The sequence below is a fragment of the Paraburkholderia gardini genome, from assembly GCF_907164545.1.
GTDB lineage: Bacteria > Pseudomonadota > Gammaproteobacteria > Burkholderiales > Burkholderiaceae > Paraburkholderia > Paraburkholderia gardini.
In genome coordinates this window covers 36624-62570 of sequence record NZ_CAJQZB010000033.1, presented here as the reverse complement: position 1 = coordinate 62570, position 25947 = coordinate 36624, and the positions used below count along the sequence as shown (strand labels likewise).

Here is a 25947-nt window from a genome sequence, read left to right as displayed (position 1 = left end):
TTCGACATGGCAAAGCAAAACGGACAGACGTCGAACGATCAGGCGGAGATCGTGAAGGGTAAATCTCCGCGTAACGCACTGATCAGCGCGGGCATTGTCGCGGGCATTGCCATTGGTGCGCTCGGATTTTATTACCAGGTCAAGGCTGGTCATCAGGCCGACGAGGAAGCGCAGTTGCAGAAAAAGGCGAGGACTGCCGAGGTGGTGGACAAGTCGAACAGTGCGCAGGACGTCGACAAGATTATCGCCGACCAGCAGGCGGCGGCCCGCCGCGCGGCCGCATCCGAAGCGCGCGTCGCGTCTGCACGGACGGCAACGAATACCGGTGAGCGTGCCAGGCCGGGTCTGAGCGCTGACAACTTTCTTGTGGACCAGCGCCAGAGCACAAACGAATTGAAGGCGAAATCCGACCAGGACCTGATCTATACGTCACCCATCTTCCGCCCGGGCATGAAGATCAAGGATCAGGCACCGCAACAGCCGGCCATGCCGCCCGGCATTCTGACGCCGCAGCAGATGGCACAGCAGCAGGCAGCTGCACAAGCGGGTGCGCTTGGCTCGGCGAATGCGCAGGTTGCCGCGTTCGCGTCGCGTTTCGGGCAACAACCCGGCGGTGTGGTGTCCAGCACACAGGATCGGGATACGGGTTTTGTGAAAGCGGCCGCTGCACAATCAGAAGGCGGACAGGATTTCGCGAGCGGGGGTTTCGTTGGACAGTCACGCGGATGCACGCTCTCGCCCCCGCATCACATACCGGTTCTTTCGATTGAAGGGCTGAACTCGGATCGACCGGGGACGGCCGCGCTCGTCGTTGAAAAGGACGTGTACGACAGCGTGCGCGGCGACTGCCTGATGATTCCGAAGGGCACGATGATTACGGCCCCATACAGCTCGGATATCCAACCCGGACAGGAAACCATCCTGGTCGCTGCGACCGAAATGCGCCTGCCCAACGGCAAGCACGTACCGCTCTACGGTGGACAGGGCGCGGACGCGGATGGTACGGCCGGGTTCTCCGGCGACGTCAACAGTCACTTCCTGAAGATCTTCGGCACCTCGTTTCTCGTGGCGATCCTGCTCAACAAATACGACGGAAGCGACACGTCGACAACCACAGGTCCGCTCGGTGTCACCCAGGTGGGGAGCACAGGCGGGCAGGTCGCGGCGCAAACGGCGCAATCGGTGCTCGACCGGTACAAGAACGTCCCGCCGACGATCACGACCGGTCCCGGCGAGCGTCGCTTCATGATCAAGGTCAACCGCGACATTCACCTGGCGCCGTATCGGGATGATTAGGCGTTTTGTCCGCGCGATCCTGGCGACATTGGCGATCAGTATTGCCGGCGGCAGCGTTGCCGCCACGATCGACACGGTGATCAGCCCGACGAACCTTGTGCTCGCGCAGAACGGCGCACGCGAGGTCGCCACATTCGACGGCAAGCCGGTGTTCTATTGCGGGCTCGGAGCCTTCACTTCGTGGGCGGCGCCGCTCGGAGGACAGAAGGTCCACAGCGGTCCAGACACCGGCATCACGGTGCGCATCGATGCACGCGATCAGTCGCTTGAGCGTCTGCTGGTCAGCAAGGGCTGGCTGCAACCGGTCGTGCTCGATGACGAAGCGCAGGCAGCGATAACGGAAGGGCGGGGCGGATGGGCGTGCGCGAGTGCGACGACGCCGTTCGAGCTGATGCACACCAGTGTCGATGCGAAGGTGCTCGCGGGTATCGCCCTGAACGAATCGGGCTTCAATGGTCGGGCGTGGCCGTGGACGCTGAATGTGGCGGGTCGGGGCATGTTCTTCCGCACGCGTGACGATGCATACCGGGCGATTTCCGCGCTGATCGCCGCTCACCGTTGCGATTTCGACGTGGGAATCATGCAGGTGAACTGGTGCTATCACAGCCAGCGATTCGCCTCGGCATGGGACGCGCTTCGGCCCGCGACGAATATCCGGGTCGCCGAAGACATTCTCAACGAGAACTACAGCAAGACCCATTCGGTTGCGAAGGCGATCGCGTACTACCACAGCGCCAATCCCGCACCGGGCCAGGCGTACCTCGCGCGCTTCGCGCGAAACCTCAATCTGATCAAAAGCGGCTTATGAATCGCGCCATTTCCCGTATTGCTCTTGCTTGCATCGTGCTGCTGAACGCGATCGCGTGTCACGCGGCGAATACCGACCCGTTCGATTTCGACTATGAAATTGACGGCGGCATCGCGGAGCGTCCGGCGCTGATTTTCAATGACGGCACGAAAACCTACATTCAGCCGCGTGCAGGTCAGGTCATCACGGCTGATGGTGGGCATAGCGAAGGCCCCTACGTGGTCGTCGACGGCACACCGATGACTGTCACCTACACCGTGGCAGGGCACGTCGCGACCGCGCACTGGACGAAAGCGAACACCTTCATCGGTGGTGCTGGCGCACTGGTTGCAGCACGTGACGATCAGCCGGCCGCGTTCGACGGCTTTACCGATCGCCTCGTGTTGATCGGCGCGCATTCACGGCTCGAGCCCGTTCGCGCGCTGCGCGCGACGATGCCCGTCGGCAATCTCGTGAAGGCGCTCGTGCCGCAGGGATGGGGTGGTTCGGCGCAAAAGGATGTCGATCTCAATAACGCGAGCGCATTTGAGACCCATCCCGGAGAAAACTGGATGCAGGCACTTGCCCGCCTGATGACCCAGACCGGTCTCTACGCGGACGTAGATTTCATCGCGCACCATGTCCGACTACACCGCGACGCGCCGAAGTCGGCCGCGCTGGACTATGTTGCAGGCGCGCAGCCGAAAGAGGGAACGCCCGCGGCCGGAACGCAGATGACGACGGTCAGCGATCAGGCGACCTCTGCATCGCGATCCCTCCTCGCACAGAACTTCAACGCACAGGCGATCCGCGATGGAGACGACACGCACACGCAGATCCGTTTTCTGTCGAAGCCGGTGAGAGAACTGAGCGTGCGAACGATCGAGGGCAAGTCGCTGCATCCGGAGTGGGACGACACGACCAACGTCATGACGTTCGACCGCGCTGAGCGCTTCGTCGTCTCAGACGGGACTGCAAGCGTCGAAGTCGGCCGCATAGCAGGAACCGTGTACGACTTCGACGCGGTGAACCCGGCGCATCTCGAAGCGGTATTCGACAGGGACGGCGAGACGTTCTTCAAGTTCGCGGACTCCGTGGTGAAGGTATCTGTCGCCGATGTGCGCCACCTGGGCTCCGGAGAGCAGAAGGGCCGCTACTACCGCTTTAGTGGCACTTCCGACCAGTTCATCGCAACCGCCGACGGCAGGACGGTCAATGTCACGCGCCGTCATGCCGTGAAGTACTTCGAACGCGCGGCACCGGGACCGGCGCCGGCACCGACACCGGCAACAACGGCGGTGGCGAAGTCATGACGCGCGCTGCGTTCGTCCTTTCACTGTTGACGCTGTCGGTCGCGGCCACGTGTCGGGCGGACTGCCTCGATGATGCGGCGGCCTACCGGAACATCAACGTGCAGCTGGTGCGAGCGATTGCACAGCACGAATCCGGGATGCGGGCGAACGCGGTGAACGTGAACAGCAACGGCTCTGAAGACATTGGCCTCATGCAGATCAATTCCTCGTGGCTGCCCCGACTGGCCCGCTATGGCATCGGTCGGGAGCAACTCCTTAACGCCTGTGTGAACGCTTATGTCGGGACGTGGATCCTCGCATCCAACGTTCGTCAGTTCGGCCCGACCTGGAAAGCGGTCGGCGCCTATAACGCGATGTCCAGTTCGAAACAACTGGTCTACGCCAACGCCATTTATCGACGCCTGCAGCGCCAAGGGCACTGAACCATGCAAACGACTATGACTAAACAAACCAATCGCCGTATGCGCGTTTTTATACAATTGCTTGCCGCATTTGCGCTGGCGGGCGTCGCGGGCCAGGCGGTGGCTGCGGTGGACCCCGATCAGTCGAAGCTAGCCGCGCCGGCCGGTGACGGCTGGCAGGTTTTGTCGCTCGCCTCGATGGCGGCCGCACCGACAGGGAGTTCGACGTCGAAGTCGTCGACTGTACCTCCCGCTACCTTAGCCGTTGCGCCCCACCCGGCTTCGGTGTCGTTGACTGAAGCCGCGCCGCTGAACGTCGTGCAGGTTGTCGTACCGGGTACGCCCGCGACGCCGACGGCCACGCTGACGTTCTCCGTCACGCCGCACGACGTGAATCTGCGCAATGCCCTCGACCGGTGGTTGCAGGTTCAGGGTTGGCAACTTGCCTGGAAGATCGACGATGACCTGCCGCTCGAGTTCAACGCGACGTTCACGGGCGATTTCACGTCGGTGCTGACGCAAACGATGGCGGCTACCAATCACATGCGCACGCCGACGCGTATCTGCCGTCATACCAACAACGTTATTCGCGTGATCGCACGCGCTGCCAACTGCAAGGACTGATTCCCATATGCGTTATATCCGAACCAAGCTCTGTGTTGGCGCGCTTGCAGCGATGACCCTCGCCGGCTGCGCTGTGACGCAGGAAGACGTGAACCGCGCGTATGAAGCCGCGCACAAGTCGGCGCTCGACGCGATGGGCGACGGGCCGCAATCGATGCCGCTCGTTGAAGATGTTCCGACCGCCTTTCTCGGCGACCGCCTGGTGCCGGTGGCCTATGAGGCAAACCTGCCAGCGGTGTTTCGCGACAAGGTGGTCACCTTCCCGGCAAACCTCGACATCAAACGCATCGGCGCACTGGTGTCTGATGCGACCGGCTATCCGGTACACCTGAGCCCGGATGTGTTCATTCCCCGTGACTCGCTGGTCCCGCGAGCCTCTTCGGGTGACGGCAAGAGCGATACGGGTGCAACCACGTCGACTGCCACGAAGCGTTACGAAGTGCCCGTCTACTCGCAGCCGTTCAATGGCAGGGTGGGTGCATACCTCCACGGTGTGACAGAAGATCTGGGGCTTGACTGGTCCTTCGACGGATCGACGATCAACATCACGCGACTCGTTACGCGCATGTACCAGATTGCGGCTATCCCCGGAAAGGTGTCGATCAAATCCACCATGTCCAAGGGTATGGACACGTCAACCGGCAATCAGTCGAACGGTAGCACTGGAAGCTCGGGTGGCAACACGGGTTCGTTCTCGGCGGTCACGTCGACTGGCCGCGACGGCACCTTCGACCAGATGGACATTATCGAGAAGGAGTTGAACAAACTGCGCTCGCCGATGGGTCACGTCACGGTCAATCCGCAAAGCCGCCTTGTGATGGTGTATGACACGAAGGAGGCGGCCGATCGGATGGGCCAGCTGCTCGCGCGTGAGAATGCGGTCTCGACGCGCCAGGTGGCGATCCGCGTGCGCACGCTGCAGATCTCGCTCGCCAAGGGCACCCAGGCCGGTGTGAACGCGGACGTGGTCTTCAACGCTATCCAGGGTGGTCTCGCCAAATACGCAGTCAGCTTCGTGTCGCCTACGTCACTGTCCTCGGGCGGTGGCTCGGTCGGGTTGTCCGTGCTGCGGCCCGACGCGCCGTTCTCCGGTACGAACGCGGTGATCAATGCGCTCAACGGCTACGGCAAGACCGTGCAGGACAATACGCTGACCAAGCTGACGCTGAACGGCCTGCCGGTGTCGGTCGCCTCGTTCCAGAGCGATGACTATCTGCGCTCCACGCAAAGTTCGGTAGGCTCGCTCACGGCCAGTTCGGGCGGGGTGCCGGGCCTGACGCCAGGCACGGTTACGACTGGCGACTTCGTGAACGTGTTGCCGGCGGTGAACGATCACAACCAGATCGTGCTGGCGTACTGGAGCGACAGTTCGAAGTTGAATGGGCCATTCACCGCGGCGACGGTCGGCTCGGGACAGACGCAGCAGCAGATCCAGCTTGCGCACACGATTGGCAGCAAGGATGACCAGACTGTGGCGCTTGCCGACGGACAGACGGTCGTGTTGTACGGCGCCATGTCCGATCACGACGACAGCACGACAAATGCCGGTATCGCAGGCATTACCGGCACGCGGAACAAGGGACGCACGTTCCAGGTAATCATGCTGACGGCGACCGTTGTCCCCTCAATGTGATGGGCGCCAACATGCACATCACCGAACCACTGCCAACAGACAAGGGGGCGCGCCTTGTCTTCGGTCTGGACTGGCGTGCCTATCCGGTCAAGGGCGCGAAAGCCGAACGCCGGCGATACGCGGATGACTTTGGCGCGACGCACTACGTCGAGTTCAAGGTGGGACAGGAGTCGATCGGCGGTTTCGCTGCACCGGACCCGACTGAAACGCGCGGCGCGAAACTCTTCTCCGGCGCTGCCCGGATCGCACTGCATGAGCGCATCAAGTCGCGGCCCGCCGCGCTCGTACTGCTGCAGGACGAACAACGGATTCATCTCGTCTACGTTGTACGTGGCGCGGTGCGCAGCGACGAGGTGCTCTCACCCGAAACCGCGCACGAACGCCGCGTCGAGATCGAGCAGGAGTGTCTGCGCCTGAATCTGGCGCTGACTACGCTCGGCGCCGGAGCCTCGATCGGCGACGTCGACGAAGCGTTTCCGGCGAGCGCGCTCCTCGCGGACCGCAAGGCGGGACGCATTTCGAAGCTTCCCGTCACGATCCCGACGATAGTTCCGGTTGCGCTGATCGGCATTGCACTGATCGTCGTCGGCAACAAGGCGATTCACGCATTCGATCCGCCACCGCCGCCGCCGCGACACGAACCGACGTATCAGGAAAAGTACGCCGCGGCGCTCAAGCAGACTTTTTCTACGCCGCACCCGCTCGCGTCTGAGCTTGGGCCACTACTGCTCGATCAGTTCGGGCGGAACGAGAGCGTGATGGATGGATGGGTGTTCGAGTACGCCGAGTGCGGTGCAACCGGGTCGTGTGCCGACACGTACCGACGCGCCGGCGGCACGTTCGCGGGTTTTGATCACGCTGCACCGGAGTCGATGCGCCCTCTGAAGTTTGATGCAGACGGTCTGCACCTGAGAACGCGCGGGCACGCAGTTCCCGCAGTTCATCTCGTTACCGCCTCCGATTCGAAATCGTGGCTTTCGGAACAGGCTCTGATCGACACATTGCAGACGCCCCCGCAACGGCTGTCGGTGAAACCGTACGAACTGGCCAGTCACGGTTACGTGGTGAACCTTCAGCCGTCCAAACTCCTTCTCCTCGCGCCGGCCCGACCCAATGCCACGCGCGCTCCGTTGATCCGGCAGGGTGAGTGGCAGATCGATGGCTACCGCTGGCAGGCATCGCTGCTGGCCAGGCTGCCGCCAAACATGTCGATCGACACGTTCAAGGTCGAGCTTAAAACCAGGGGCGAGGTCGGCGTCCATTTCACTGCGAAAGGCAAATACTATGTTCTCGAATAAGCGCCTCGCTTTCCTTGCGTTTTCTTTCGTCGCAGTCGTCGCGCACGCCGAGACGCCCCGTCTCACGCTCGACGACATCGACCAGCTTTCGCGCGACAGGGTCGTCCGTGAACTGCAAGGCAAACCGGCCGGGACGGGCGGTGCAGCGCCAGGTCCGTCGACCATGACGACTCCGCAATCCGCAATCGTCGCCGGTGGTCCTGCAAAATCGCTCGCCCCCCGGCCGCAGAAAGTCGACACGCGTGCGCGTAGCGAGCCCGTCACATTCGTTGGTGCGTTTTCCGATGCCAGTGGCTCGAACGTGTTGTACGAGTTCAACGGCGCGGTCTATCCCGCACACGTCGGCACGAAGCTGCTCAACGGATGGACCGCGCGCAAGGTCGATGGCTATTTCGTGACCGTCGCGGACGGCAAGCGCGTCTGGAGCGAGCCCATTCGCGGCGGCGCTGGCGCGCAGCCGCCGGCCAGTGGTTCGCTTCAGGCAATCAACGATCTCGGTAACCCGCTTCCGCCTGGTGTGAGTGGCGGCACGCAGGGCTTCTTTCTGGGGAAATGAAATGAGCATGTTCAACAACGTCGAAGCTGATGAGCCCGTCTCGCGCGGCCTGTTCAGCAAGCTGAAGGGGCTGCGTGCCGGACTGATGGAATCGGGCCCCGCAGGAGCCCTGCCGATCGCGGGAGTGGAGCCGCGCTTCGAGGCGAAGACGTCTCCGGTCAAGGCTAAGGCCGCAGCGCAGCCGTCTTCAGTCAAGGTGAAAGGCGCGCCACAGCCCATGACGCTCGGAATGCGCCTCGCTGCGGGCGACGTTACAGATGTCGAGGCACATGAACCGGGCGATGTGTGGAAGGGCTCGGCCGCCGACATTCGCGTGCCTTCGGACAAGGTCGAGGAGGCCGCGCAACCAGTCAGTGACGAGACGCCTGTCGCGCGCGAGACCGTGGCAGATCGGGTAGCAACGCCCGAGGCTGTCAATGCGGCCACGCTTTCCACGCAACCGGCTGCATCCGATATTCCTGCGCGTGAGCCACTCCCTGCGCAGTCGCAGCAAGCCGCTCCGGTCGATGAGACTGCTGCGCTGGTCGACGTGGAATCGATGCTGTCGCCGGTGGGACTCCCGCAACTGTTTTCCGTGAACGCGCTTCCCGCGTTCAAGCGGATTCTCTGTGAAAGTGCTCCAGACGCTGCTCTCAAGATTACGAACGCCGCGCGCCGTGAATTCGTTGCGGTCGATCTGCAGGCGGGCGTCGCGACTGTTGTGACTACGCAGCGGTTTCATGAAACCGCTTCGTATGCGACGTATCTGAAGGATCTCGCGCGGGCCGATATCGCTGTGCGCGAGGAAATGATCGCGACCGAAGAGGTAATTGCGGCGATCTATGGTGCCGAAAAGGCGCGGGCAGCTACCGCAGTTATCCCGGAGGCATCGCGGGCGATCGGTACTTTCCGCGACGTGATCGAGGCGGCTACCGCGTACGATGGAGGTGACATCCATTGGGAGTATCGGGATTTCAACGACGAGGTGGAGGTGCGCTTTCGCGTGAATGGCGATCTCTACACGTATCGTCGCATGCCGAAAGCCTTGGTGCGTCGCGCACTGTCCGCCGCGTATCAGGATCTCGTCCAGCGCAACACCAACTCCGGCGAGACGTTCCAGCCGAGCGCGCCGCAGTCGGCGATGATTCCGCTGGTCGCGCATATGGACATGCTCAACATCCGGTGGCAGAGCACGCCCCTCGTGGGTGGCTTTGACGTAGCCCTGCGTCTGCTCGACGGCAACTTCAAGCACTATAAGGTACGCCTGCCGCACGAAATGGGACTGGAAGAGAGCCAGCTCCAGATCATCAAGTCGCTGGGCAACGTCAGCGGTGGCGTAGTGATTCTGACTGGCGAGACGGGGAGCGCCAAGACCACGCTGCTGCGTGCACTGTCGTATCAATTCGCGGCGCGTGATCTTCGGAAGCAGTTTGCGGTGAACGAACCATCGGAATATCCGCAACCGTGGCTCTCGGACGTGTCCATTCCTCGGCGCCCGGACGAAACGGATGACGAGGCGAACCGCAAATGCGCGGAAGTGATCCGCTCACTCATGCGTATGGACCCGGACGATGTGACGGTTGGCGAAATCCGTGACCGTGTGGTGGCCGGCCTCGTCGCCGAACTGGCGCTCACGGGTCACCCGGTGCGCACGTCGCTGCATGCGGACAGCATGATTGGCGCATTCATGCGCCTGGCAGGTGGCCGTCTGCAATTGCCGATGGACGAAGTCGCGTCTGAAAAATTCGTGAACGCGATGGGCAATCAGAAGTTGATTCCGGTGCTGTGCCCCCATTGCAAGGTGCCCGCTGCGGACGTAATGCCGGCCGCGCAACTCGACCTGCTGCGCACGAAGTTTGGCCTCGACACGTCGAAAATGGCGTGCCGCGACGAAGATGGCTGTGAGCATTGCCGACTGCCGGGGCTCTTCACGCGATCGGGCAAGGTTGCCGCTGGCACGAAAGGGCAGACGCTCGCGATGGAGTTGTTTCGCCCGAGCGTGGAGTTTCTCGACCGCATTGCCGTGCGGGACTGGCGCGGCGCGGAGAAGGTGTGGCGCAGCGAGCGTACGGCTGGATTCGGCGACGCAGACATGACCGGCAAGACAATCTATGAGCACGCGCTCTACAAGGCGTCGACCGGGCTCATCGATCCGCGGTTTATCGACCAGACCATGCGTTCGTTTTCAGAGTACCGCGTGTTTGCGGACCGCGACGGAAGGATGGTCGCATGATCCGCCGTCTCGTCTATCCGTTGTTCATGATGCTGCCGCCACCGCAGCGGCTGCGCATCGCGACGTGGCGCTTTAACAAGATGCGCGAGTCGTTCTATCACGAGACGCGCCTTGACGTGGCGACCAAGGGGCTTCGCAATCGCGAGACACTGCTGGAGCGGCTCACTACCCTTGAATCGCGTCATCGAAAGCGCAGAGAACTGGTGTGGCCCGCGTTCCAGGCGATTGCCGCCAGGATGCGGGCGGGCGACGACTTCGCCCAGGCAATGAAGCGCTTCGTTCCGAACGACGAATATGCGCTGCTCGAGATCGCTGGATCGTCGACGCGGAGGGATGCGGCAATCCGCGGGCTGGAGCTCGCAGAGATGGCAGCGAATGCGAAGCGCATTCTCGCGTCAACGACGTCGCTGCAGATGGCGTATCCCGCCTTTTTGCTCATCTACATGTACTCGTTTTGCATGCTCTTCGGCGGAGCGATTTTCCCGCAGGTTCTCGATTCGAAGCCGCTCGACAAATGGCCTGGTCCGGGGCAGGTCCTGTATGCAATCGACACGTTTTGCTATCAATATTGGTGGTTGTCGGCATCGGTCGTGGGCGGACTCGTGTTCGTCTATTTCCGGACGCTGCGCCGCTGGACCGGGCATCTTCGCAACCGCTTCGATAACGCCCCGTTGATGTGGCGCAACCGGCGCGACTTGCGCGCGGCGCTCCTCATCGTTTCGCTCGCGGGTCTCTTCGATTCGAACCTGACGCTGCGTGCGGCGCTCGACAAGCTGACCGAAACGGCGGATCCGTGGCTTCGTTGGCATCTGACGCGCATGAGCCGACGGCTCACGGTCAACCCGGCCGAACCAATGCACGCGCTCGATACAGGGATCTTCTCGGTCACCGTGATCGACAAGATGACCGACGCGGCTGGGCGTGACCAGTTCATCCAGGCGATCAAGGATCTCGGCCAGACCTCGCTGTCGCGTGTGGTCGAAACCGTGCGTCGCAACGCAAAAATCACCCACTACGTGCTGCTTGGGCTCGCGGCCGCCGCTTTTCTCACGCTCGGGGTGGGCTCCTACGTGATGACGGGCGCTGCCAGCCTCGATTCGTCGTCATCTCCAGACATTCGCTCATTCTCCAACTAAGCCAACGCCATGAACCAAAAGAACAAACCGATCGCCGCACCGTCGCTGCGCCAGCTTGGACGTCTGCGCCGTCAAACAGGCGAACTGTCGATGATCGAAGCCGCCGCGGTGATGGCGGGCGCCGCGCTGCTCGCATTGGCGGCGTACGCCGGCGGCAAGTTCGTGTACGACCGCGTGCAGGCATACCGATTCAAGGAAGAGGCTCAATTCTTCCACTCCGGCGTTCTCGACGCGACAGTGAACGATACGGATTTCTCGGGCGAAACGTTGCAGAACCTGGCACTGAACAAGGCGTTCGATTCAGCAGGATCGCGAGTCGCGAGCGATCACTCGACTGTGCAAGGACTGTTCGGCGGAAGTGTCACCGCCAACATCGGCTCGGTCGACGCAACCAACGACGCGATCATCGTGAACTATCCGGTTCCGGCGTCCGTGTGCACGCTGAGCATGGCGGCCATTGTGAACGCCTACACGATGGTGGCCGTCAACGGCACGACGATCTTCGGCCCGAGCACCGCCTTTGACAGCGCAACGGTCGGTAACGCCTGTCAGGGCAACGGCCCGGTCACGGTCTCGATGTACACCACGAAAAACTAACAAGGCGGCGGCATGGGTGCCAGCATTATCGAAATGGTGATCGTTCTCGTGGCTGCGGCCGCGATGACGATTATCGGAATCCAGGAGGACATCGCCAAACGCCGGGCCGGTCTGATGGCGTCGGAAGGGCAGAACGAAGCGACCATCAATTCGAAGCTGGCCGACTGGGTCACGGATCACTACGCCACGCTGCTTGCGCAATACACGACGTCCGGATCTGCCACGCTGACGCCTCCGACGCTCGACGATCTGTTCACGGGCGGCTACCTGAAGACGGCGTACCGTAATGGTCCGTTCTGGGGCGGTCAGTACACGATCGACATGACGATGGTGCCGGCTGGATGCACGGCGACCGCCGGCGACTGCCACGTCTCTTACCGGTTCTATCCGTCGCTGCCGCTTACGCGAGGTGGTCAGCCTGACGTGCGTGGCGCATCGCAGATTGCACAGGCCGGTGGCAACGACTTCGGCTTTTCGAAAATGCAGAATCCCGCCGTCATCGCGGGGCTCAACGGCTCATGGACAGCGGCCAATCCGGTCGCGGGCGCGCCGGCCGCGGCGATCCTGGCGACGAACGGTGACGGTGTCGACGGTAATTCTGTCTATATCCGACGCGACGGCAGTCTGACGTGGACAGGTGACCAGAACGTCAATCACGTGAGCATGCACAACGTTCACGACATCGACGCCGAGGGCACGATTGCAGCGCCGATCGTGGCGGCTTCGAACGCTGACGTGAGCAACGCGATCCGCACGCCCGGGACGTTGCTTGTGCGAAACGCCGACGGTAGCCAGCCGGCGCCGATCGATTCAGGCGACGCCGCAGTGCACGGAAATGAAACTGTCGACAGCTACGTAAAGGTCGGGGATATCGGCTGGCCGCGCACGAGTTGTTCGAATCCGTCGCAGCTGGCGGGTGCCACCGACCACTCGGGACTCTTATTGGCCTGTCAATTCGTTGATGGCGTGCTCCAGTGGATGCCCGTCGGCGGAAGCAAGCTCTGGTATGGGTACACGAGGATTCCGGTCGGCACGGGTTACGTCGTCGACAATCCTGGCTGTCCGGCCGGAGGAACACCGGAGATTGTCCTGACAGGACAAAGCCTTTACGTGAATCCGAGTGCCGCGGTGAATTATCCCTACTCGGGAACCGGGCCATGGACGGTCTACATCACCGATGGCACCGGGGCGGTGATACCCAATGCCAGTGCGGTCGCCCAAATGTTCTGCGGCTATTAGAGAAAACACACAGAAGGAACAACAATGCGGCACATGCTACGAATTCTGATGCTCCTGGTTTTGCTGACAGGCGCCCGCTCAGCGTTTGCTGATGCCACCTGCGGACCGAATCGCGAACTGCGCCCGTACCCGCAATATTCGGACAAGGGGGTATTGATCGGGCAAGGGATGGGATGTGGCCCGGTTAGATGCTCCCCTGGAAACGAGGATTCGACGTGCATCACACCGATTGTGACGGCCTGGCAGGCCGCTCCTACGTGTTCTACGGGTGCGGGGTGGACGACGACCGTGCCCGCTAAATGGATCGGCTCGAAATACACTACGCCGACGTGCAACTATCAGGCACCGCCGACATGTCCGAATGGCTTTGACCAAACCTCTGCGCCGTCATGGAATGGCTCTAATTGGGTGGGCCTTGGCTGCGTAATACACCAAATCCCGCCCATCGTGCCGACCCTGCAAGAGCTTGCCGCGACGTGCGAGGGTGCGATTGGTGCGATGATGGCGCGGGCTGGATACAATGGGTCAAATGGCACCTATCGTGGGCAATGGGATGCCCTGCAAGGGCCGTGGGCTGTTTCTGCCTCCGATCCGGTCAGCTCGCAATTTTCCAATGGGGGGTTTTTGGTGGCAGGGCCAGCCGGCGGCGCAGGGGATTTCTACTATGCCAACGACCTTGGCAATCCCCCTGCCGGTGGCTCAAACGGCAGTAACGGTATTGGCATGTGTTGGTTCCAAAGCGGGACAGGCAACCTAATCGGCTATGGCTATGCCACTGACTGGGGCCATGACGGCGGTTAATGGCTGTGCAGCGGAGCCCGCAGCAATAAAAAAGCGCCCGAGGGCGCTTTTTTGACGTCCAGTCAATTCAGTCTTACGCGCCGGTGGTGAACTGCCACGTCTTGCTGACCGGCGTGCCGTCACGTTGACCCGAGAACGTAGCCGTATACGCCGTATTAGCCGCAAGCGGCGCGAGCGGAAGCAGTGCAACAATGCCCGTGAACAGTTCGTTGTTCACGTCCGCCGTTGCGCCCGTCGATCCCGTCATTGCTGCCGAAGGAACGATGATACGGGCAGGAACCGGCGAACCGTTGGCCGTCAGCGTGAAACTCGTAACCGTCAGTACGTCCCCCGCGCTCGAAGCAGTCACGCGGAACAGCACCGGGCGACCGGGCGACGCAAGATCGGGCGCAGGATTCGGCGTTTCTGCGACCATCGCACGCGCGACGTTCGTTTCGTTCGGGTAAGGCGTGACCGCGCTTGCACCGGTTGCCATTTGCTGACCACCGCTGGCCAAGAATCCGTTGTCGATCGGATTGCCGCTTACATTCGTCGTTTCACCGAAGTCCAGGACGCAACCGTATGTTCCCTGACCAGCGTTCGTCTGAAAACCGATGCCCACCGTTTCCTGAATAAATGTTGCCGCTGCCAGGTGATACAGGCTATTCATGTACTGCGCGAGACAGTCTGCCGCATTCGCGTCACCTGTCCCCTGGTTCAACCCGGCCGCCGCGTTTTCACCGACCCATTCCGTCGCGGGAACGCCAGCCTTACGGGCGCGACTCAGCGGCGTCGCTTCATAGTAGTCCGCAAACGTCGAGACTTCGTTGTGCGACAGACTGGTGATGTTGTGGTTCGCAAGATTGTCTACGAGATACAGCGCGTGCGCGGATGCGGATATATCGAGCATTGAATCCTGTTTCAACTCGCCCACGCCCATTGCCGACCGATAAGCGTTCAACTGCGAAAAGATTGACGCCTGAGCAGTGCTGCCCGCGTACGTCGGTGTCGGCACGTTCGTTTGCAGGTTGCCAGTATCCGCCGGTACGACAGGCGTCGCCGGCGTCGAACTGTCGCCACCACCACCGCCGCCACACGCAGACAGAGCGAGCGCCGCAGCGATCGAAAGGGCGGTCAAGGTGATCTTGCTGTACATCATGTTCTTCTTCCTCGGTTTTTGTTGTTGGTCGCACCTTCTGCGCAACCTTGATTTCATCTTAGCGAGCGCAGCGCGAAGTCAAGTCGCCGACCGCGAAGCACCAAAAATCTGCCGCCGTTCTAGGCAACCGTCACAGGGAGAGCCCGCTCCCGGGCGTCGGCATTTTAGATATAACGGAAAATTCTTGGCTGGACTTGAGCCTCGGGCTGTCCCGCGCGCGAAAAACCCGCCATCGGGCGGGTCAGATTCCAGCCTATTGGGAAATCTTGCTAACGACGCTTGTGCCGCCAGTGGAAGACACGCAACCCGAGAAAGACCACAACGAGCATCGCGCCGGTGGCGTAGGGCATCGTGCCTGCAAGCGATGGCACGAGCTTCGACGCCATATACACACTGAACAACGTGACCGCGACCCGCCCGACCCACGATGCGCTGATGAGCCCCAGCAATCGCGGCGACTGACGACTCGACCACTCAACGTATTCCTCGTTGAGCTTTTCGAGGTTGAACTGGTCGGCATGCAGGGCCCGCTCGCTGTGATAGAACCGCTCATACCGTTCGAACCGTCCGTCCCCGCGCCCGTCGAGCCATGCGGCATTGCTGTCGTGCGCGAGATAGTCGAAGTCTTCCATTGGGTTTCCGGTCAATGCACCTGGCTTGCGTGCCATTCGACCGCGCCGATGACGTTCGTGATGAGCTTGCCGTCTGCTTCCGCACAAAACTCGCCGGTTTCGGGGTTTTGCCAGGCGAACTGCGCGCTGCCATCGGCGCACAGAACGACCAGACCGGCCGGCAGCACTAGCGCATCAGGCATTGTCATTGGCGGTTTTTCTCTTGGCACCGCGCCGCTTCGGACCGAGTTGTTGCTGGCATGCCGGGCACGTGAACTGGTTGTGCATCTCGATTCGCGTGTCGCTATTTGACACCACGTAATGCGTCCTGCATTGCCGGCATGGTGCGATCGTCAGGCGGGCGTCGACGGCCATCCAGCGCGTCAGGTTCCAGCCGCGATCGACCGAAATCAATGGTTTGCCGCTGAAGAGCCGGCCGTAAATGTCGCTGGTTGCAATCAGCGCCTCGGGAGCATTGACGCCCGTCGCGATCGCCGAGCGGTAGAGCCATGTATAGATCGTTGCGTGCAGGCGTTGCTGGGGGGACTCCACGAACCACGTGAGCGAGGTCGGCTGGTTGCCCATGGGTGAGCTGAAGCCGTGGATTTTCGCGAACAGAAGGCGCATTGCGTTCTGGTTGAGCCGGAACAGGTTGGATGCCGTTGAAGCCCGGCAGCCGTGCGCCATCATTGCCGCCGCATAGACTTCGTTACGGCCTCGGTCGAGCCGCAGTTCGCTCCAGCCCGCGGTGCGCGGCAGTTCGCCCGTCTTGAAGGGCGTCGTGAGCATGATCTGATGCGCGATGGTCTCGTCGGTCAACGTGTTGGCCGTAAACTCATACCAGAATGTGGGGCTGTTGAAACGCCAGCGAAAGAGCGGTAGACCCTTCATGCGCGCGAGTGCGAAACGCAGTTTGTACGGCTGGACGGACGCGAGATACTGCGCGAGCTCGTTCGTGATGCCGAGCAGGGGCGCGCACAGCGCGCTCATGTGAATGACCTGTGTGACGAGGTCAAGGAACAGGCGGTTGTGTTGCTCGACGGCGTACATCGCCAGCGAATCGAGCGGCGGAATCATGCGACGCAGCGCGTCGACGGCCATCGTCGTCGGCGTCTCGTCCACGAAGCAGCGCCAGTCCTCGATGGTCTGCAAGGTCGGCTCAACCATCAAGAAGGGCGTGCTGAGCAGGCTTCGCAGCGACGCCTGATTGTGCTTCAGGTGTTCGATCTCCTTGCGCTCGACCCTGAAGATCTCGTTGAACCGCCCGTCCTGCTGTAGCAGCCACTTCATGTGGTCGACGAGATCGAAATTCGTCACCTGGATCTGTCCTGTCAACCACTCCGGCATATACAACCGGTCCACCGAGCGGTAATTTTCCTTGTTGCTGGTCATCTTCTATTTTTCTCTTTCTCAAATAGCGGGGCGGCCGGCCCCGATCAAGCGGTATGTGTCGCGGCGAGTAGTTCGACGTGGAATTTGCCAACCAGGTCCGCGAGTGCACGGAACAGCGAGACGAAGCGGGCGGGGAGGCCATCAGCGGTCGCGAGCAGCTGCGCGCTGTGATATTCCTGAACGAATGTGCCGAACATCTGTACGAGACCGCTGACCTTCTTCTCCAGCACTTCACTCGCCTCGATCTTCGCGTTCTTCTCTGCAACGCTCTGCTCAATCGCCGCAAGTTCCGCCTGCTTTTGTTCAAGCTGGCTGGTCGTCTCTTGTAGAGCGGCCCGTTCCCTTTGCATCGCTTCGGCCAGATTTTTATAGGGCGCCGGCAGCGTAGGGACTTCGACGTCACGCGTCGTTACCCTGGCCGCGGCTTCGTTGAGTTCGCGGGTCTTTGCCTCCAGTTCCTTTTCGCGGGTCGCGATTTCCTGATGCAGGACGCTGACAGCCTTGTTCACGCTCGAGAGTTCGACAAGCGTCGACTGCACGCTCTCCTTGTCGCGTGCGATCTGCTGACGTAGCCGCCCAGCCTCCTCGGCAAGCTGCTTGTTCTCAAGCTGGGCTTCATCGAGTTGCCCGACGACGTGGCTCAGTTCGTTTGTGACCAGTTCAATCTGCGACTCTTTCTCGGCGATCTGGTCACCCGCGCGCTGGAGGTTCTGGATCAGCGCCTGGACCTGGCGCTTGCTGAGTTCGGGATTCTCGGTCTTCGCATCGATGACCATGTCCACAACGTCCTGCGTGATGCCGTGGCCAACGAGAAGCGACAAGTCACTAAACGAGAGCATCTGGACAGCACCGGCGTCGTTGCTGAACCGTTCGTAAATGCGGATGTACAGGCGCACGGTCTTGCGTGAGCGTCGAAATACACGGTTCACGTAGTCGTACACCAGTTGCGCGGCGCGATTGCGCACGGCGGTCGTGTCACCCTGAGCGCTCATGTACTGGCGCTGCACGTGGGCCATGATGTTCGCAAAGTTGCCACCAATGCGCATGTGCTCCTGGAGAATCTTGCGCGTCGAGTGGGCAACTTCTTCGCTTTCGGAGGCGATCGTGCGAAGCAGAGACTCCGGCAACTCGGTGCCAAAGATCTGGTGGGTTGCGACCTTAATTTCGTCATTGCTCGGGATGTGGGCGAACGCCGGGGGCAGCGCCGGGTCCCCCTGGTCCTCAAGGTCGTCCGTCACTTCGAGCCGGGTGGGATCGAAATCGTCGCTGGACAATGGGATCAGGGCGGTCTTCTCTTTCTTGCTGGTCATTTGCTGATGAACTCCATTCTGTTTTTTCTGGGTACCCGTTGCGGTGGGTGCCGCGATGGGAGTGATACAAAAAGCGCCAGGTGCACGCGGTCCGAAGGCTATTTTCCAAGCCAGAATACGCGCCGTTTTCCTTCGCTTTCCCCGAAAAGACCTACGAAAACGTGTGCCTTTCGTGAAATTGACGGCAATAATTGCCGCATCACTCATTTACGAAACGGCAATTTTTGGATCAACTTTAGAAATTTCGACCGAAAACACCAGGGTGAATACTTACTCGACGTCGGTGTTCCTCCATTGCGGCGGCGTTCGGATCGGTTTCGGCGACCGATTGAATCGCTTTCCAAGCGGCCTTCACATCGACAGCCACCGCGCCCGATTTCTCATGACGCGTCTTCACGGCGCGCATCCACTGCGAGAGATCCGCGGTGCGAATCAGGCCGAGCGGAAGGGCCGGCGAGATCGCGCAGTGCTCATTTGCGAATACCCCGATGCCTTCGACTGTCCACATACCAGGCAGGACCGCCCGGAGAAACTGAACCTTGGAGCGGTTCTGGGCAATTGGCGAACGCCTGATCTCGTAGCTGCCGTCGGCGGCGATACGTACCACCGTGTCGGGATTCGGACCCGGTTCGATGGCGCCGCTCCAGTTCTTCGTCTCGATCACGAACAGTCCGAAGGGCGTAATCACGAGATGGTCGACTTCCGCAGTCGGAAAGGGCGAACCCGGCGCGTGGTGCAGCAGGATCGGCGTCGGATGAACATAGAAGTTATCGCCGCAAAGCCATTGCAGCGCTCGTTGCAACGCCGTGTGGACGACCGCCTCGCCAGCCTCGCCGGCCGCCTGACTCCTGGTACGGGGAGTCGGGGCGCCGATCGTGCGGGAGTGTCGGTTGCGTCGAATAGCGCGCCATGCGAGAACAGCAAGGGCGACAAAGAAAAGGAAGGTGTGCATGGCGGACACCGGTAATTGAGATGTCTTCAGTCTGCCAGGCAATTTGCAAAGTCAAGCCGCGGCGATTTCGAGAGCGATCGCAAAGAATTTAAGCGATTTCTGTCGATGTGCTTTCAGATGATCCGAGAAAGCTACCGGTTTTTGTCGAGCATTCCGGGTTAAGACGGTCAACCGGCTAACCGTCTGGTCGCGCTCGCCCTCTGCGCCGGTTGCATAAGCTGCATCGCTTTGGGGAGCATTCACGGTTTGCACGCGACGTGCGCGCGCTAACCTGTGGCTATCCCCGCGTCGTCCTGACGCATCGAACACGCGTGAGTGGTCCTTCGCGCGTTGCTTCTGTGTCATTCCCGTTCCCCTATTGATACCGGCAAGAGCATTTTCGTGTTCGCCCATCCCAGGCGCACAGGAAAGCGCTTCGCGCCGGTTTTCCCTGCTCGTCAGAGCATCGAAACCACCGGACGTTGTCCGGACATTCCCCTGTGTACGTAATTCTTCTGGAGAGAAAAATGCTGAAGCATCTTTTCAAGGACGCCATCAAATCGCCGGGCAAGCTGTTCGCTCTGTGTTTTGTGGTGTACATGGCAGCCGCTTCGTTTCTCGTTGCGGCCTTTCTCTTTCTGCTCGGCGCGCGCTGGTTACACAAGCAGATGGTGTTGAAGGCGAAGGCCCTCGACGCTGCCGAAGTGGAAGCGAGCAAAGCTGAAGCTGCGAAAGCTGCTGAAGCCGTCACCGTTGCCGCTACGCCGGCCGTCAAGGCAACCGACGTACCGACGTCAGCTAACGCGGCCAACGATGCGGCTGTCGACGTCGCATCGGCGCCGCAGTACGCCAAGTCGGCCGTTGTCATTCCCTTTAAAACGGCTTCCCGCTAGCGCGGGACAGTCTTAACCCGTTGCCGCCGTGACTCTCGCGGCGGCAACGCCTCTACCCTTGCCGGGAATCCATTCCCGGCCACGGGGTATGAGATTGCCGGCGTCACCGGAGCAATCTCATGAACACTCATGTGGCTGCCTGGCAGCTCGACATGTTCGGCGAATCCTCGCCGGTTCACATCCTCATCCCCAGGCCTGAACCGTTGCCCGATCCCCACCTGTGGAGTGAATCGGTGCGCGACAAAATGGTCGATGCACTGATATCGCTGGCACGCGATAGCCGTCGCGGCGACAAGATGCCTGAATCGCTGATGGACTGCGCGTACCTGATCTCTGATCGGCTTCGAAACAAGAAGATCGACGCGGGAGACTACGGCGCGACCCTCGGCTGGATCATGGGCTATTGGGACGGCGCGGTTCCGTACGTGCACGTGTGCGAAGTCAGCGGAACGAAAGTCCGGTTTCTTCGTGATTTCATCCTGGACACGCCGCTTCTGGCCCGCGACCTGCGCGAGCTTCAGCGCGCTGTCTTCGGCAGCTTGTTATAGGAGAGAACATGGCAAGCGCAGCAGCTTTCTTCACCCGCGTTCTCGCGGATATCTTTCCGGGCAAACCGGCCCCTTCCACTCCCGCTTCTCCCACACCTGCCGCAGCGGCGTCGGCTCCATCGGCAACCGCGACGGCCTCAAGCGCGACTTCGTCCGTGTCACCCCGTGTGATCGGGCAGGGCGCCGCAAATGAAACGCACATGACGATAGCCGGTGTTCCCACGTTGTTTGTCGACGAGGGAGAGCGCATCGTGCAGTTCGAACCCGCGTTCGATGAACAGACTCAGGAAACCAGTTTCGGCCTGAAGATCCTCCCGGATCTCGCGCCGCACTGGAGCCAGAAGGTCGTGCATCGATGTCCGCTCAAAGACGCGATCGTCGTCGCGATTCGCAGCGCCGGACAGCCAGTCTTTAAGGCTGCGTCCGAGCTTTCGACACCGGCGGCCGCAAGCCGCACGACGAGCGAGTCGAGCCGCGTACCTGACGTTGGGGCGCACGCACTTCCCGAACCGGCACACCCGCGCTCGCATTCGCAGCACGAATCGTCAGACTCGAGTGCAGTAACCGGTCGCATCCTGTCGTGGGGCGAGGAGAAATTCCCGCGCCGCAACGGAGACGGTCTGCGTTTCTACACGTCGTTCGCTATTCACATCCTCAACACGACGGGCGAGCGGACGTTGCAAGGCGAAGGTCTGAAAGACGCGATCGCCGGATCTCATTGCGAAATCGGCGACACCGTTTCGGTTCGGCGTCTGCGCAAAATCAAGGTGCAGGCGTTCGACTCAACGGGCGCTCCGAAGATGCGCGATGGCAAACCGGTCATGTGGGACAAGTGGCTCTGGTCAATTACCAAATAAGGGAGTTTTAGATGGCATCTGTGAACAAGGTCATTCTCGTCGGCAATCTCGGCGCAGACCCCGAAGTGCGTTACATGCCCAGCGGCGACGCTGTGGCCAACATCCGGCTCGCAACCACCGATCGATACAAGGACAAGGCATCGGGCGAGATGAAAGAAGCAACCGAATGGCATCGCGTGTCGTTCTTCGGTCGCCTCGCTGAGATCGTCAACGAGTATCTGAAGAAGGGCTCGTCGATCTATCTCGAAGGACGGATCCGCACACGCAAGTGGCAGGCGCAGGACGGTACTGACCGTTACTCGACTGAAATCGTTGCGGAACAGATGCAGATGCTAGGTGGCCGCAATGGTGGCGAGCGCGATGAAAGCGACGGCTCCGACCGCACTCGTTCTTCGCAATCCACTTCCGCACGTTCGAATGCTGGTCGCACCGGGCTACAGCCTGGGACCGACAGCGGCACCCGTGGTGGCTTTGACGAAATGGACGATTCGATTCCGTTCTAGGTCCGTGTCCGCGTGGCATGGTCGATAGTCTGGTCCCGAAAAGCCTCACCTACCTTCCTGTAAATCCTCACCATCGCTGATGCAACACACCTTCGGGTGTGTTGCTCGACATCTTCTACCGCGCATCCCCGTGCCAGATCCAGCCGAACCCGTCTGCTGAAAAAAGCTGCCCGCCAAATGCGCGCGGACGCCTTTTTTGAGCACGCGTCTTCACGCCTGTCTCAGGCATCGACCTAACCCACTTCCATACAAAAGGAGAGTGACCCATGAATGTGAAGGACCTGAAGCTCACACCGGCACAGTGGCTCTCGCTATTCCAGAAGTATGGAGTGCCCGAGAGTTCGCTGACCGGTCGAGCTGCTCCGTGTCCGATGTGCGGCGGCTCCGACCGCTTCACCTATGACAACAAGAACGGCCGCGGCGACTGGATTTGCCGTCGTTGCAATGACGGGGACCCCAAAGCCGGTGATGGACTCGAAATGATCTGTCGTGTGAGCGGCATGACGTTTCGTGAATTGATGTGCGAACTCAACGGTGGATCGTTGAGTGATGCACGTGCCAACGCGAAGTCCTCCTCGCGCGCGGCGCCTGCGCCAGCGCGTAAGCGCAAGCCCGATCCCGCATACGTCGAGAAGCGGCTCACCTCGATGCTAAAACAGTCGAAGCCGCTGAGTGCCGGGGATCTGGCGATGCAATACCTTGACGCGCGGATTCCGGGCCTGAAGGTGGCGCCGTCCAGAGCGCTGCGTCTGGGAATGCTGGAGTACCGGCACGATCATCGCGTGATCGGCACGTGGCCCGGCATCCTCGCGCGTTACGAATTGCCCGATGGCCGACTGGGTACGCTGCATCGAACCTTCCTGGATCGTTCGAAGCCTGCAAAGGCGACGATCGTGTCCAGCGACGGCGAAATTCTCGACGCCAAGCTAAACGACATGACGCTCAACCCGCTCGCGGGCGGGGCGGTGCGGCTGATGGAACCGGTGAACGGCGAGATCGGTGTCGGTGAAGGACTGGAAACGGTCTACGCCGCGCACATGATCTTTGGCGTGCCGGTCTGGAACTGCCTGAATTGCGGTCTGCTCAAGCAATTCGTGGTGCCGGAAGGTCTCGGCATTCACACCGTTCACATCTTCGTTGATTTTGACGAGGTGGACCCGAAGACGCGTAAGTCGGTGGGTGTCGCAGCGGGAGTTGATCTCGCGAAACGTCTGCGCGCGCAAGGCTACACGGCAATCATTCATCGACCTAAGAAGCGCGGTACCGACTTCGTTGACGAGTGGTGCGAGCGTATTCAGCCGAAAGGTAGCGCGGGATCTGTAAAGCGTCTGTCGCAATGGGCCGTGCAGTCGGCAGTCGCCGTCTGAAAACGTCCGGCTTCGGCCGGTAACTCTTTAATTTGCCCGGTGGGGATATTTCCCCATCGGGAATATCGCGTCGGGCCTTTTTTCTTTTGGAGAAGAAAGTGAGCTCTTTTCGCGTGCTGGTTGGCAGGTTCGAAATTACCGGTACGACGGGCGCTGCTGGTGGCCGTCAGCCCGCGCAGAAGTCCGATGCGGTCGCGTTCGACGTCATCGACCGCAAAGGCGAGGGCAGTGCGCAATTCGTATGTCGGGACCAGCCGTTCGACGCGGCGTGGGATTTTTGTACACGTCGCATTGCGATAGTGAGCGCCGCGAGGCCTCACTGATACCCCTGAAACGAACGCGGCACCCCACACAAATGGGGTGCCGCTTTTTTTTCGTCCATCGGTTTTGGTCCTAATAGTTCATCCGCAGCCAGATCGCCAGAATGATCGCAAGGGGCTTCCATAGCCGCCACAATCCCGTGGACCACACGAGGCCGAACCACGCGATCATGAGAAACATCAAGCCAAGATTTTCGAAATGAGGGAACAGCTTCACACCCACCACGAAGCTGCCGAGGAACGTCATAACCAGCAGGATGCGGCGCACGACGAACGGCAGGCGGTTAAACGCGCGGTAGTACGGAACCAGCCGGTCGAGCGCATCCATCACTCCTTCTCCTTCAGCTTCTCGGTAAAAGCGAACGCCACGTCACCCGCGTACCAGCCCGCGACGCAAACCGCAATGAACGTCGTCAGACCCAGCCAGTTGCGAGGGTCATGCACAACCTCCGACAGATGACCGTGCAATGCGGCCTGAATGACTCCCCACACTTCGAGCATACAACCCCCTTGTTTTGTGCACCGGTGCATAACGCCTCGCGTCCTGAACACCGGTATGACTAATCTTCGCATCTACAACGCGAAGTCAAGCTCGCGTCAATAGAACGCTGCGAACTGATCTCCGATGGCGTCAGGATCGAACGCATCGATCGTTGCCTCGCTGGAAACTGCCGGACGGTCTACAGCCACGACATCTGCCGAAGCGATGTGCGCGGGTGCTCTCGCACCGTCCCGGTCTTCAACTCCCGGAGGGGCCGCATGCCACGGTGTGTCGGGTTGCGACGCAGACGTGAAACGGGCGCCTGTGGTTCGATAGTCTTCGGATGCCCGTAGCGTCGATTCGGCCAGCGAGCGTAGAAGCGCCGCGCGCTCGCGGGCGGAACCCGCAGCAGTGAGCCGCGCATGCAGAAGTGGCGTGGTCACCGAATCGATGACCAGCTTCATGTCGAATTTATCGCTCATGCTTTCGCGGTCGCACGCTCCCGTGCGAGGCCAGCTTCGCCCACAACCAGGAAGCCCTTCGCGTTGGCAAGACACGGCGCGTCGATCACTTCGAGCGTCACACGTGGGAACGCCTTGCGGATTGCCGACGCGTAGAGCGCGGCGCCGCCACCCGAGATAATGATCGAGCGCACGTTCGTGAGCTGGCCGACGTTGTTCTGCATTTCTTTCACCACGCCCGCGATCAGCGGCTGCGACTTTTCCAGATACGGATCGAGGTCGATGTCCGATCCATAGAAGAAAAATGGCGAGCGCTCGCGCAGTGCCTTGTCGATCCGCTCCAGGTCGTCAATCTGTTCATCCTGGTCGCGGGCGAGAAGCGCTGCGATGCGCTGGTAGACCTGCGATGCGCCGCCCGGGATGCCGCCGCTGCGCTTGTCGTCCATCGTGAAGCCGTTGGCGTATACCCAGTCGGTCGTGAAGTAGCCGACGTCGACCACCAGATGCGCACTGTCACGGCCGAATTCTTTCTGCCGGTTGCCGGACGCGGATACGAGAGAGCCGAGCGGTTGCGGAATCACGACCACCTTGTCGACCGTCACGCGCGCCACGCCGAAATCCAGGGTGCCCGTGAAGCGGCTCTTCAGTTCCTCGGAGTACTTCTGCATGTTGTGAACCGGCAAGCCAAGCACCAGGCGTTCGATATGCGTGACGCCCGCGAAGTGCATCGCGCCGGCCAGCAGTGCGGCGTAGTTCTCGGACAGGACAAAGTCGTTGGACAGCGCGCGACCGGTGTTGCCATATGCAGCAGTCAATGAGACATCGGGGCCGACCTCGTACTCGATCTCGTCGATCACGATGAGCGCCACCTTGCGCGCGGCCAGCACGCTGTCGCCGTGGCCCGACAGGGAACGGCTCGCGGCGAGTGGCGCGAGTGAAGGGAACATGCCGGTGGCGACGGTGCCGCTCGCTGCGCGGTATGCATACTTGGTGTTGCCGTAACCGACATCGACAGCAAAGACGGAAGTTTTCAAGGTGGCTCCAGACTGGTGGTTTGAACTGCGCGCCGAAGTAACAGAAAACTGACAGTAAAGTGTCAGTTCGGTCGCGGCGGGAAGTTTCGAAATCAGCGAACTGACACTTATCTGTCAGTTATGCCTGGTTTCAAGTCTATCGAGCACACCGCAAAGTCAAGTCAACGAAAGCCAGCAGGTTCCGCCCAGCTTTTGCCCATAATCGCTG

The 25947-nt window shown here is 61.0% G+C and carries 29 protein-coding genes; 19 read left to right on the top strand and 10 right to left on the bottom strand.

Going from position 1 to position 25947, the window contains the following annotated elements; genetic code table 11:
- Window positions 1-6: 6 nt before the first annotated feature.
- From LPA37_RS21020 to LPA37_RS20960, 13 genes are all read left to right on the top strand, one after another.
- The gene (locus LPA37_RS21020) at window positions 7-1296 is read left to right on the top strand and encodes a TrbI/VirB10 family protein (protein ID WP_229013636.1); all 1290 of its coding nucleotides are present in this window, start codon (window positions 7-9) and stop codon (window positions 1294-1296) included.
- A complete protein-coding gene (locus tag LPA37_RS21015; RefSeq protein ID WP_229013635.1) occupies window positions 1289-2104 on the top strand; it encodes a transglycosylase SLT domain-containing protein in 816 nt (271 codons plus the stop codon). Before LPA37_RS21020 ends, LPA37_RS21015 begins: the two co-directional genes overlap by 8 nt.
- Window positions 2101-3396, top strand: coding sequence for a TrbG/VirB9 family P-type conjugative transfer protein (locus LPA37_RS21010; protein ID WP_229013634.1), 1296 nt, complete (start codon window positions 2101-2103; stop codon window positions 3394-3396). Before LPA37_RS21015 ends, LPA37_RS21010 begins: the two co-directional genes overlap by 4 nt.
- Entirely contained in the window at window positions 3393-3818 is a 426-nt protein-coding gene (locus tag LPA37_RS21005) for a lytic transglycosylase domain-containing protein (RefSeq protein WP_229013633.1), read from the top strand. The genes LPA37_RS21010 and LPA37_RS21005 overlap by 4 nt, the downstream gene beginning before the upstream one ends.
- A 39-nt stretch (window positions 3819-3857) precedes the next feature.
- Complete coding sequence (locus tag LPA37_RS21000; protein ID WP_229013632.1) at window positions 3858-4421, top strand: toxin co-regulated pilus biosynthesis Q family protein; 564 nt, start codon at window positions 3858-3860, stop codon at window positions 4419-4421.
- 7 nt (window positions 4422-4428) lie between these two features.
- Window positions 4429-6054: a type II secretory pathway protein gene (locus LPA37_RS20995; protein ID WP_229013631.1), complete on the top strand. Its 1626-nt coding sequence runs from the start codon at window positions 4429-4431 to the stop codon at window positions 6052-6054.
- Window positions 6055-6065: 11 nt separating this feature from the next.
- Window positions 6066-7352: a hypothetical protein gene (locus LPA37_RS20990; RefSeq protein ID WP_229013630.1), complete on the top strand. Its 1287-nt coding sequence runs from the start codon at window positions 6066-6068 to the stop codon at window positions 7350-7352.
- Window positions 7339-7908: a hypothetical protein gene (locus tag LPA37_RS20985; protein WP_229013629.1), complete on the top strand. Its 570-nt coding sequence runs from the start codon at window positions 7339-7341 to the stop codon at window positions 7906-7908. Before LPA37_RS20990 ends, LPA37_RS20985 begins: the two co-directional genes overlap by 14 nt.
- Window position 7909: 1 nt before the next feature.
- Window positions 7910-10120 carry an ATPase, T2SS/T4P/T4SS family gene (locus LPA37_RS20980; RefSeq protein WP_229013628.1) on the top strand — a complete coding sequence of 737 codons (2211 nt, stop codon included), beginning with the start codon at window positions 7910-7912 and terminating at the stop codon, window positions 10118-10120.
- Window positions 10117-11256: a type II secretion system F family protein gene (locus LPA37_RS20975; RefSeq protein WP_229013627.1), complete on the top strand. Its 1140-nt coding sequence runs from the start codon at window positions 10117-10119 to the stop codon at window positions 11254-11256. The genes LPA37_RS20980 and LPA37_RS20975 overlap by 4 nt, the downstream gene beginning before the upstream one ends.
- Window positions 11257-11265: 9 nt before the next feature.
- A complete protein-coding gene (locus LPA37_RS20970; protein ID WP_229013626.1) occupies window positions 11266-11853 on the top strand; it encodes a type 4 pilus major pilin in 588 nt (195 codons plus the stop codon).
- A gap of 12 nt (window positions 11854-11865) precedes the next feature.
- Window positions 11866-13092: a hypothetical protein gene (locus tag LPA37_RS20965; protein ID WP_229013625.1), complete on the top strand. Its 1227-nt coding sequence runs from the start codon at window positions 11866-11868 to the stop codon at window positions 13090-13092.
- A gap of 447 nt (window positions 13093-13539) precedes the next feature.
- Entirely contained in the window at window positions 13540-13893 is a 354-nt protein-coding gene (locus tag LPA37_RS20960) for a hypothetical protein (protein WP_229013624.1), read from the top strand.
- Window positions 13894-13966: 73 nt separating this feature from the next.
- Here LPA37_RS20960 and LPA37_RS20955 read toward each other — a convergent pair whose 3' ends face one another.
- The 6 genes from LPA37_RS20955 to LPA37_RS20930 form a co-directional block, all read right to left on the bottom strand.
- Window positions 13967-15031 carry a CAP domain-containing protein gene (locus LPA37_RS20955; RefSeq protein WP_229013623.1) on the bottom strand — a complete coding sequence of 355 codons (1065 nt, stop codon included), beginning with the start codon at window positions 15029-15031 and terminating at the stop codon, window positions 13967-13969.
- Window positions 15032-15300: 269 nt separating this feature from the next.
- Window positions 15301-15663 carry a hypothetical protein gene (locus LPA37_RS20950; protein ID WP_229013622.1) on the bottom strand — a complete coding sequence of 121 codons (363 nt, stop codon included), beginning with the start codon at window positions 15661-15663 and terminating at the stop codon, window positions 15301-15303.
- Window positions 15664-15674: 11 nt separating this feature from the next.
- Entirely contained in the window at window positions 15675-15851 is a 177-nt protein-coding gene (locus LPA37_RS20945) for a hypothetical protein (RefSeq protein ID WP_229013621.1), read from the bottom strand.
- Window positions 15838-17034 (bottom strand): FlhC family transcriptional regulator, encoded by a 1197-nt coding sequence (locus tag LPA37_RS20940; protein WP_229013620.1) that lies wholly within the window; start codon window positions 17032-17034, stop codon window positions 15838-15840. The genes LPA37_RS20945 and LPA37_RS20940 overlap by 14 nt, the downstream gene beginning before the upstream one ends.
- 44 nt (window positions 17035-17078) lie before the next feature.
- The gene (locus LPA37_RS20935; RefSeq protein ID WP_229013619.1) at window positions 17079-18344 is read right to left on the bottom strand and encodes a hypothetical protein; all 1266 of its coding nucleotides are present in this window, start codon (window positions 18342-18344) and stop codon (window positions 17079-17081) included.
- A gap of 235 nt (window positions 18345-18579) precedes the next feature.
- On the bottom strand, window positions 18580-19296 hold the full coding sequence (locus tag LPA37_RS20930; RefSeq protein ID WP_229013618.1) for a nuclease-related domain-containing protein: 717 nt from the start codon (window positions 19294-19296) through the stop codon (window positions 18580-18582).
- 506 nt (window positions 19297-19802) lie between these two features.
- On the opposite strand from LPA37_RS20930, the gene LPA37_RS20925 reads away from it, so the two are divergent.
- The 6 genes from LPA37_RS20925 to LPA37_RS20900 all read left to right on the top strand — a co-directional run bounded on the left by LPA37_RS20925 (window position 19803) and on the right by LPA37_RS20900 (window position 23766).
- Entirely contained in the window at window positions 19803-20168 is a 366-nt protein-coding gene (locus tag LPA37_RS20925) for a hypothetical protein (RefSeq protein WP_229013617.1), read from the top strand.
- A 119-nt stretch (window positions 20169-20287) separates the two neighbouring features.
- A complete protein-coding gene (locus tag LPA37_RS20920; protein WP_229013616.1) occupies window positions 20288-20716 on the top strand; it encodes a hypothetical protein in 429 nt (142 codons plus the stop codon).
- A 200-nt stretch (window positions 20717-20916) separates the two neighbouring features.
- Window positions 20917-21573, top strand: coding sequence for a hypothetical protein (locus tag LPA37_RS20915; RefSeq protein ID WP_229013615.1), 657 nt, complete (start codon window positions 20917-20919; stop codon window positions 21571-21573).
- A gap of 11 nt (window positions 21574-21584) precedes the next feature.
- Window positions 21585-22076, top strand: a complete 492-nt coding sequence (locus LPA37_RS20910; RefSeq protein WP_229013614.1) for a single-stranded DNA-binding protein — start codon at window positions 21585-21587, stop codon at window positions 22074-22076.
- A 266-nt stretch (window positions 22077-22342) separates the two neighbouring features.
- A complete protein-coding gene (locus LPA37_RS20905; RefSeq protein ID WP_229013613.1) occupies window positions 22343-23443 on the top strand; it encodes a primase-helicase zinc-binding domain-containing protein in 1101 nt (366 codons plus the stop codon).
- Window positions 23444-23541: 98 nt separating this feature from the next.
- The gene (locus LPA37_RS20900) at window positions 23542-23766 is read left to right on the top strand and encodes a hypothetical protein (protein ID WP_229013612.1); all 225 of its coding nucleotides are present in this window, start codon (window positions 23542-23544) and stop codon (window positions 23764-23766) included.
- Between the two features lie 70 nt (window positions 23767-23836).
- Here LPA37_RS20900 and LPA37_RS20895 read toward each other — a convergent pair whose 3' ends face one another.
- The 4 genes from LPA37_RS20895 to LPA37_RS20880 form a co-directional block, all read right to left on the bottom strand.
- The gene (locus tag LPA37_RS20895; protein WP_229013611.1) at window positions 23837-24091 is read right to left on the bottom strand and encodes a hypothetical protein; all 255 of its coding nucleotides are present in this window, start codon (window positions 24089-24091) and stop codon (window positions 23837-23839) included.
- Window positions 24091-24264, bottom strand: coding sequence for a hypothetical protein (locus LPA37_RS20890; RefSeq protein WP_229013610.1), 174 nt, complete (start codon window positions 24262-24264; stop codon window positions 24091-24093). The genes LPA37_RS20895 and LPA37_RS20890 overlap by 1 nt, the downstream gene beginning before the upstream one ends.
- 96 nt (window positions 24265-24360) lie before the next feature.
- Entirely contained in the window at window positions 24361-24726 is a 366-nt protein-coding gene (locus LPA37_RS20885; protein ID WP_229013609.1) for a hypothetical protein, read from the bottom strand.
- The gene (locus tag LPA37_RS20880) at window positions 24723-25739 is read right to left on the bottom strand and encodes a PRTRC system protein D (protein WP_229013608.1); all 1017 of its coding nucleotides are present in this window, start codon (window positions 25737-25739) and stop codon (window positions 24723-24725) included. Before LPA37_RS20880 ends, LPA37_RS20885 begins: the two co-directional genes overlap by 4 nt.
- Window positions 25740-25947 lie beyond the last annotated feature (208 nt).